This is a genomic window from Arthrobacter sp. 01T419 (assembly GCF_056398865.1).
The window spans coordinates 38,458-46,147 of the sequence record NZ_JBFTQF010000022.1; the positions used below are offsets into that span (position 1 = coordinate 38,458).

Consider the following 7,690-nt stretch of genomic DNA (forward strand, 5'->3'; position numbering starts at 1 on the left):
TAAGAACGCATCAACGAACTATGTCGCATGGCGGCAGCAAGGAAAACATGAGTACCCCTGATCCAATATTTACGACCAAAACCGCACTTGTCGTGCGCGGCGGTTGGGACGGGCACCAGCCCGTCGAGGCCACAAACCTCTTCATCCCGTTCCTCGAGGCGCGCGGCTACACGGTGCGTGTGGAGGAATCACCCGCGGTCTATGCTGACAGCTCCTACATGCCCTCGCTCGACCTCATCGTCCAGTCGAACACGATGACCTCGATCCAGAAGGAAGAGTTCGAAGGTCTCCGATCCGCCGTCGAAGCGGGAACGGGACTCGCAGGCTGGCATGGCGGCATCGCCGACTCCTATCGCAACAACTCCGACTATCTGCAGTTGATCGGAGGCCAGTTCGCTGCGCACCCCGGCAAAGCTCCCGGAGAGCTCACCGGCGATCAGTCCGACAACTACCGTCCTCACACCATCAACATGACCGAAGCGGCAGCCTCGCACCCCATCACCGAAGGCATCACCAACTTCGAGCTGACCACTGAGCAGTACTGGGTACTCCACGACGACTACAACGACGTGCTAGCGACCACCACCCAAGCCGTCCGGCCCTGGGATCCGTGGAAACGCGAAATCACCTCACCCGCCATCTGGACCAGGCAGTGGGGCGAGGGCCGCATCTTCGTCTCTACGCCCGGCCACCGTGTCGACATCCTCGAGAACCCGAACGTCAAAACCATCATCGAAAGGGGACTGCTGTGGGCGTCCCGCTAACCGTCGGAGTGATCGGCGTCGGAAAGATCAGCGAACAGTACTTCGAGAGCCTCCCGAAGCTGCCCGGTCTCAAGCTCGTCGCTGTCGCAGACATCAACGAAGAACGTGCGCACGAGGTCGCGGCGGAGCAGGGTGTTGAAGCCCTGACAGTCGATGAGCTCCTCGCCGACGACCGAATCGACTCGATCATCAACCTGACCATCCCCGCAGCGCACGTCGAAGTCGGGACGCGGGCGCTCCACGCCGGCAAGCACGTCTTTGCCGAGAAGCCCCTTGCGCTGTCCCCGGAAGAAGCCCTCCCCATGCTGGAGCTTGCCGACTCTTTGGGACTTCGAGTCGGTAGTGCCCCCGATACGGTCCTCGGCACGGGCGTCCAGACTGCCCTGCAGCTTCTCAACTCAGGTGCCATCGGCGCGCCGGTAGCGGCGCAAGTTCACTGGTCCGCACCGGGACACGAACGCTGGCACCCGTCACCAGTCTTCTACTACCAACCCGGCGGCGGCCCACTATTCGATATGGGTCCCTACTACCTGACCAGCCTCGTCATGTTCTTCGGACCGGTCCTCCGCGTATCGGGAGTGGCCACTAGGTCCGACCGTGCGCGAACCGTCGAGACCGGCCCCCTGGCCGGCACTCCGATTCCCGTGGAGATCGACACCCATGTCAGCGCGATCCTCGAGCACGCGAACGGGGTGACCACCACGATCACGGTCAGCTTCGAAGTCTGGGCCACCCGGACACCGCTCTTCGAGATCTACGGCACCGATGGCACCATCGCTGTCCCCGACCCGAACCGATTCTCCGACCCCGTCGAACTGGTGACCAGGGAAGAACCGGAACGGCGTGAGGTGCCAACCTCTGCTGGTTACGAGGACGCCGGGCGAGGTTACGGCCTCGCAGACATGGCCAGAGCCATCGAGACAGACCGCCCACATCGGGCCTCCGGACGGGTAGCGTTCCACGTCCTGGAGGTCATGGATGCCATCACGCGCGCGAGTCAAGAGCGTCGGGTCATTGACGTGGACAGCACGGTCGACAGGCCGGCCGTCGTGCCCTTTGGCGCGGCACCCGACACCTGGTAGCCGCGCGAATCGCGTATGGCGCACCGCACCCTCTTCCGGCTCATCGTCCGGAAACCTAGCTGAATCTACTCATAGACTTTGGAGAGTTTGACCATGGCATCTTCGCCCCGGCTCGTCGTCAACCTGGACATCGCGGGCCCCACTATCAGCCGTCATGTCTACGGCCATTTCGCTGAACACTTGGGCCGTTGTATCTACGGCGGTTTCTGGGTGGGGGAGGACAGCGGGATTCCCAACACCCGGGGTATCCGGAATGACGTCGTGGAAGCCCTGCGCGAACTCCGGATCCCCAATCTGCGCTGGCCGGGCGGCTGCTTCGCCGATGAATACCATTGGCGTGACGGCGTCGGCCCCCGTGGGCAGCGCCCGCGCATGGTCAATTCCCATTGGGGCGACGTCGTCGAGGACAACTCCTTCGGCACTCATGAGTTCATGGACCTCTGCGAGATGCTCGGCGCGGACGCCTACGTCAACGGCAATGTGGGTTCCGGCTCCGTCCAGGAAATGAGTGAATGGGTCGAATACCTCACCCGCGCCGATGATTCACCGATGGCCGCCCTCCGCCGGAAGAACGGCCAGGACGAGCCCTGGAAGGTCCCTTTCTTCGGCATCGGCAACGAGCCCTGGGGGTGTGGTGGCCACTTCCGCGCAGAGGCGTATGCAGATGTGGCCCGGCAGTACAGCACGTTCGTCCGTTCCCACAATGGAAACGAGGTGTACCGGATCGCGGCCGGTGCCAACGCCGATGACGTGGCCTGGACCAAGGCCCTGATGGAGGCGCTGCATGACAAGGGAGGTGTGGACCGCAAGGCATTCCCATACCAAGGGATTTCCCTGCACTACTACACAATGTCCGGCCACTGGGACGCGAAGGGCTCTGCCGCCGAATTCAGCGAGGAAGAGTACTGGAAGACCGTCAAGGCAGCCCAGCAGATCGAGACTCTGCTGAGTGCCCACTCGACCATGATGGACGTCTACGACCCGCACAAAGCAGTGGGTCTGGTCCTGGATGAGTGGGGTACGTGGTGGGACGTGGAGCCCGGCACCAACCCCGGCTTCCTGTATCAGCAGAACACCATGCGGGACGCCCTGGTGGCGGCCATCCACTTCGACTCCTTCCACCGCCACGCGGACCGCCTGGTCATGGCCAACATCGCCCAAACCGTCAACGTCCTTCAGGCCATGTTGCTCACCGACCCGGAGAGCGGCGCCCTGGTCAAGACCCCCACCTTCCACGTCTTCGCCATGAACGCCGGTCACCAGGACGCCGCGGTGCTGCACACGCACATGGACTCCGGCGCCCCGCATGAGCTGGATGGTGCCCAGCTCCCGACATTTACTGCGTCTGCCAGCACCAAGGATGGCCAGGTACTCATCTCGGTGGCCAATCTTGGGCTGGAGGATGAGAGCGAGGTGGTCCTGGATCTGCGTGGCGGCCGGCTGGAGCACGTGGAGGCCCTGGTGCTCGGCGGAGACAGCGTCGCAGCCTTCAATGCGCCTGCCCATCCCTACGCCGTCGCACCCCGTCCGCTGGAGGTGAAGGAACGCGACAGCCAGCTGGTACTCCGCCTGCCGGCCCACTCGTTCGCCACGGTTCGCGGCGCACTGGCCGGTCAGATGCCCGGGACTGTTGCTGCCGCCGAGGTGGCCACCGCTTCAACCATGGGCAGCAAGCCGTGCCTCAACTGCTGAGCAGTGATACGGCAACAGGTACGCGCTCGGGGAACGAATAGGCGCGGCCTGATCCATGGCCGTGAGCACACTTGCCAAGACCCAGTTAAGTACTGCTAACGGGGTTGCGTGCTGCCCTTGCGGGGGTTTGCAAACGCTTCGCCGTTGACCGGAATACGGATGCGGCTTGCTGGCCGGCGGGGCTGAGCCTGCGGTTGGCAAGGTGGGCGAGGAGGATCCTCCGCGTCGGGGAGCTGGCGAGTGGAATGGCGATGATGTCTGGACGGAGCGCACTCAGGGCGAGCTGCGGGGCCAGGGCGATGCCGATGCCCGCGGCGACCATGCCCTGCGTCTCTTGATAGTCGTTGGCCGCGAAGGCGATACGCGGTTCGAAGCCGGCATCGTGGCAGACCCGTCGGAGGACATCGGCCACGGGGTGTTCGTCGCGGACGATCCACTCCTGGTCTCTCAGCGCGTCGATCCGCACGGCGCGACGCGCCGCGACAGGGTGGTCGCACGGTACGAGCAGCATGGTGGGGTCATCCATGAGCCGAACAACGTTCAGGTCCTCGTCCTCGATGCGCTCCCATGGGTAGTCCCACAGCAGCGTGAGCTCGATGTCCCTTCGCCGCAGCCGTTCGAGCAGGCCGTCCCGTCGCGCGCTGACCACCGTGACGGCGACCTCCGGATGACGCGCGCGGAAGGCGAGCACGACGTCAGGCATGAGGGAAGCCCCAACGGTGGGGAACGTCCCCATGTGCAGTTGGCCTCGCCTCAGCCCGGCGAACTCGCCCATCTCCGCCCGAGCGGCCTCGATTGTCCTGTCGATCTCGTCCGCATATCGCAGGAGCGCCTGACCTGCATCGGTGAGCACGACGCCCCTTGGATGGCGGTCAATCAGGGCGACGCCCACTTCGTGTTCAAGCTTCGCGATCTGCTGGGAGACGGCTGACGTCGTGAAGGACAGGGCCGTCGCGGCGGACGTCAGTGAGCCGGAACGGCTTACCTCGCGGAGCAGATGGAGTCGGTGCAGGTCAAGGTCGGCCATGGATTGAGTTTAGCAAAAGTGAAGGGCAGTCGAGAATCCTGTGATTGTGCTGAACTCTCGGGGCGTGGATCGTAGAAGGAGCAGGCGCCGTGAGGCGTGACCACGACACGTGAAGGAAAAAGACCATGCAACTCCGCGGTCATTGGTACCGGGGCGGCACGAGCAAGTGCTGGCTCTTCGACTCCGAAGACGTGGCCCGCCACGCCGGGAGCCGCGAGGAGATCCGCACCCTGCTGGCCGATGCTTTCGGCGCAGCGGATGCCCGCCAGCTCGACGGCGTCGGCGGCGGCACTTCGACGACGTCGAAGGCCGCGGTGGTCGGGGCCACTCCCGAGGGGCCGGCGGACCTGGACTACCTCTTCGCCCAGGTCGGGATCGGGGACCCCACCGTGGAACTCGGTTCCAATTGCGGGAACTGCGCCACGGCGATCGCCCTGTACGCCGTCCAGTCGGGCATCGTCCCTCCCCGCAACGGAACAACGAGGGTCAGAATGCGCAACCTCAACACCGGAGCCGTGCTGAGCGGCACGATCGCGACCCCCAGCGGCCGCATCCCGACGTCGGGCCTGGCAAGTGTTCCGGGCAGCAGCGCGCTGGGCGTTCCCGTGAGCCTCTCGTTTCACGCCCCGTGGGGGCGGACCACGGGCGCGGTTCTGCCGACGGGGAGGGCAGCCGACAAAGTCTCTGCTGACGGGCTTATTCTTACGGCGACTCTGGTTGACGCCGGCGCGCCCTCGGTGCTGATTCCGGCTGACGAGGCAGGCATCGACCTATCCTCGATGACCGGCAATCTGTCCGAGCACCTGCCAAGGCTCGTGGCAGCTCGGGCGGCGGCCGGTCTGATGATGGGGTTGAGGAAGCCCGAAGATCCTCCGCAGAATGCCGTCCCAAAGGTCGGCGTCGTGGCAGCGCCGGGCGACTACACCGCGGCCGACGGAACGAGCTTCGCGGCCGACAGCCACGACCTGCGGGTGCGGATGCTCTCCATGCTCGCGCCCCACCCCGCCATCGGCCTGACCTCGGCCGTTGCAGTCTCCCTCGCTGCTGCCCTGCCTGGATCGGTAGTGGCCAAAGCGCTGCGCCCGGCAGACAGCGCTCACCAAGGGCGTCGGCTTCTGCGCATCGGAACCCCCGCCGGTGTCATCACCACCGAGGTCGTCACAGACGACAACGGTCACGTCAGCGAGGTCGCCCTCCACAGGGTGGCCCGCCAACTCGCCGTCGCCGACATCGACGTCGCACAGCCTGTGCCACAGACGGCCTAGCACCCACAACCTGCCCCTGCCATCATGAATAGGGCACTCACCCAGGAAGTTGTTCAATGAAGATCAAATCCATCCTCGGACACCTCTATGTCCAGGTACTCATCGGCGTCGCGCTCGGCATCCTCGTCGGAGCGCTGTGGCCCGACCTCGGTTCCTCCCTCAAGCCCCTCGGCGACGGCTTCGTGAAGCTCGTCAAGTTCATGATCGCGCCGATCGTCTTCTGCACCATCGTCAGCGGCATCACCTCCCTGACCGACACCAAGAAGGTCGGCCCGACCCTGATCCGTTCGCTGGGCTTGTTCTACGTGCTCACGTTGGTGGCCTTGGCCATTGGCCTGGGCGCGGTCATGCTTTTCCAGCCTGGCGTGGGCATGCACATCAACCCAGCCCACCTCGATACCTCGGTCGCCTCGAAGTACACAACCCAGCTGCCCAGCAGCAACCCGGCGGACTTCCTGCTGAGCATCATCCCCACCACCTTCATCGGAGCCTTCGCCGACGGCGAAGTCCTGCCCGTACTGGTCATCGCGCTGCTCTGCGGCTTCGCCTTCAGCAAACTCGGCGCACCGGGCCAGCTGGCCCTGAACGTGGTCAACAGCTTCAACAAACTGCTGTTCGTCGTGTTCGGCTACCTCATGAAGGTCGCTCCCATCGGGGCGTTCGGCGCCATGGCGTTCACGGTCGGCAAGTACGGAGCCCACTCGATCGGCAACCTTGGAATGCTGATCCTCGCCTTCTACACCGCGTGCATCGTCTTCGTGCTGGTCGCCCTCGGCATCCTGGCGAAACTGACGGGTTTCAGCCTCTGGCGGATCCTGCGCTACTTCCGCGATGAGTTCCTCATCGTCCTCGCCACATCCTCAAGCGAACCCGTCCTTCCTCGTCTGCTCACCAAACTTGAGCGCCTTGGCTGCGACCGCGGCGTCGTCGGCCTCGTGGTCCCGACCGGCTACTCCTTCAACCTCACGGGCACCGCGGTCTATCTCACGCTCGCTTCGATGTTCATAGCCCAGGCCTGCGACATCCATCTGAGCTGGGACCAGATCCTGCTCATGCTCGGGATGATGCTCCTGACTTCCAAGGGTGCAGCGGGCGTGACGGGCAGCGGCTTCGTCGCCCTCGTCGCGACCCTGACGATCATGCCCACGCTGCCGGTTGCCGGCGTGGCCCTCATCGTCGGCATCGACCGCTTCATGAGCGAAGCCCGCGCCCTCACCAGCACGGTGGCCAACATCGTCTCGTGCGTCGCCATAGCCAAGTGGCAGCACGCGCTCGACACCGAGAAGCTCCAGTCCGAGCTAAAAGCAGGTTTCGTGCCCACCGAGGCGGAAAAACTCCAGCTCACGGAACCAGCCCTGGCCCACTGAGAGAGCCCATGACGAGCCAGGTTACTCCCCAGGGCTGGAGCCTGACTCGCCCAACAGCTGCCTTCGCGGGCCCCCACGAAGCCGCATCGGACACCAGACCCTGCATACTCCATCGCAACAGGTAACCCGAAAGTCGGGCGCAGGAGCCCGGGTCCGATGCCAAGGGGGCGGGGAGCAGGCACACTGCCCCCGCCCCATCCCCAAGCGACCGGATCAAACGGAACCAAAAACAATCCAGGGAACACGATGACCCGGCTTGCAGCAGGCCACTCCGGACGAACTTATGCAGACACCGAGCGGCGCTCCGACGCCGAAATGAAGCGCATACCGACTCACCCCTATTTCGGGGACTGTCCGATAAACGGTGTGTGGATCCGGCCGGTTTCATTAGTGAGTGGTTCTTTCGAACCGGCCGGCGAAGGTGATCGCGAACGCGTTCAGCGCAGGCTTCCACCTCATCATCCAGCGTGCCCGACCGCCGCCGGTCGGATCA

At 64.5% G+C, this 7,690-nt stretch carries 6 protein-coding genes; 5 read left to right on the forward strand and 1 reads right to left on the reverse strand.

All coding sequences use genetic code 11. The features are described from left to right. Positions 1-47: 47 nt before the first annotated feature. The 3 genes from AC1DLO_RS21610 (at position 48) to AC1DLO_RS21620 (ending at position 3,538) form a co-directional block, all read left to right on the forward strand. A complete protein-coding gene (locus tag AC1DLO_RS21610; protein ID WP_476891729.1) occupies positions 48-764 on the forward strand; it encodes a ThuA domain-containing protein in 717 nt (238 codons plus the stop codon). Continuing rightward, a complete protein-coding gene (locus tag AC1DLO_RS21615) occupies positions 749-1,846 on the forward strand; it encodes a Gfo/Idh/MocA family protein (protein WP_476891730.1) in 1,098 nt (365 codons plus the stop codon). Before AC1DLO_RS21610 ends, AC1DLO_RS21615 begins: the two co-directional genes overlap by 16 nt. A 93-nt stretch (positions 1,847-1,939) precedes the next feature. Then, positions 1,940-3,538, forward strand: a complete 1,599-nt coding sequence (locus AC1DLO_RS21620) for an alpha-N-arabinofuranosidase (protein ID WP_476891731.1) — start codon at positions 1,940-1,942, stop codon at positions 3,536-3,538. Positions 3,539-3,623: 85 nt separating this feature from the next. Here the strand turns inward: AC1DLO_RS21620 and AC1DLO_RS21625 are convergent, their stop codons facing one another. After that, complete coding sequence (locus tag AC1DLO_RS21625) at positions 3,624-4,565, reverse strand: LysR family transcriptional regulator (protein WP_476891732.1); 942 nt, start codon at positions 4,563-4,565, stop codon at positions 3,624-3,626. 125 nt (positions 4,566-4,690) lie between these two features. On the opposite strand from AC1DLO_RS21625, the gene AC1DLO_RS21630 reads away from it, so the two are divergent. Next, the gene (locus AC1DLO_RS21630; RefSeq protein WP_476891733.1) at positions 4,691-5,830 is read left to right on the forward strand and encodes a PrpF domain-containing protein; all 1,140 of its coding nucleotides are present in this window, start codon (positions 4,691-4,693) and stop codon (positions 5,828-5,830) included. 56 nt (positions 5,831-5,886) lie between these two features. Beyond that, a complete protein-coding gene (gene dctA, locus AC1DLO_RS21635; RefSeq protein ID WP_476891734.1) occupies positions 5,887-7,197 on the forward strand; it encodes a C4-dicarboxylate transporter DctA in 1,311 nt (436 codons plus the stop codon). The last annotated feature ends 493 nt before the right edge of the window (positions 7,198-7,690 follow it).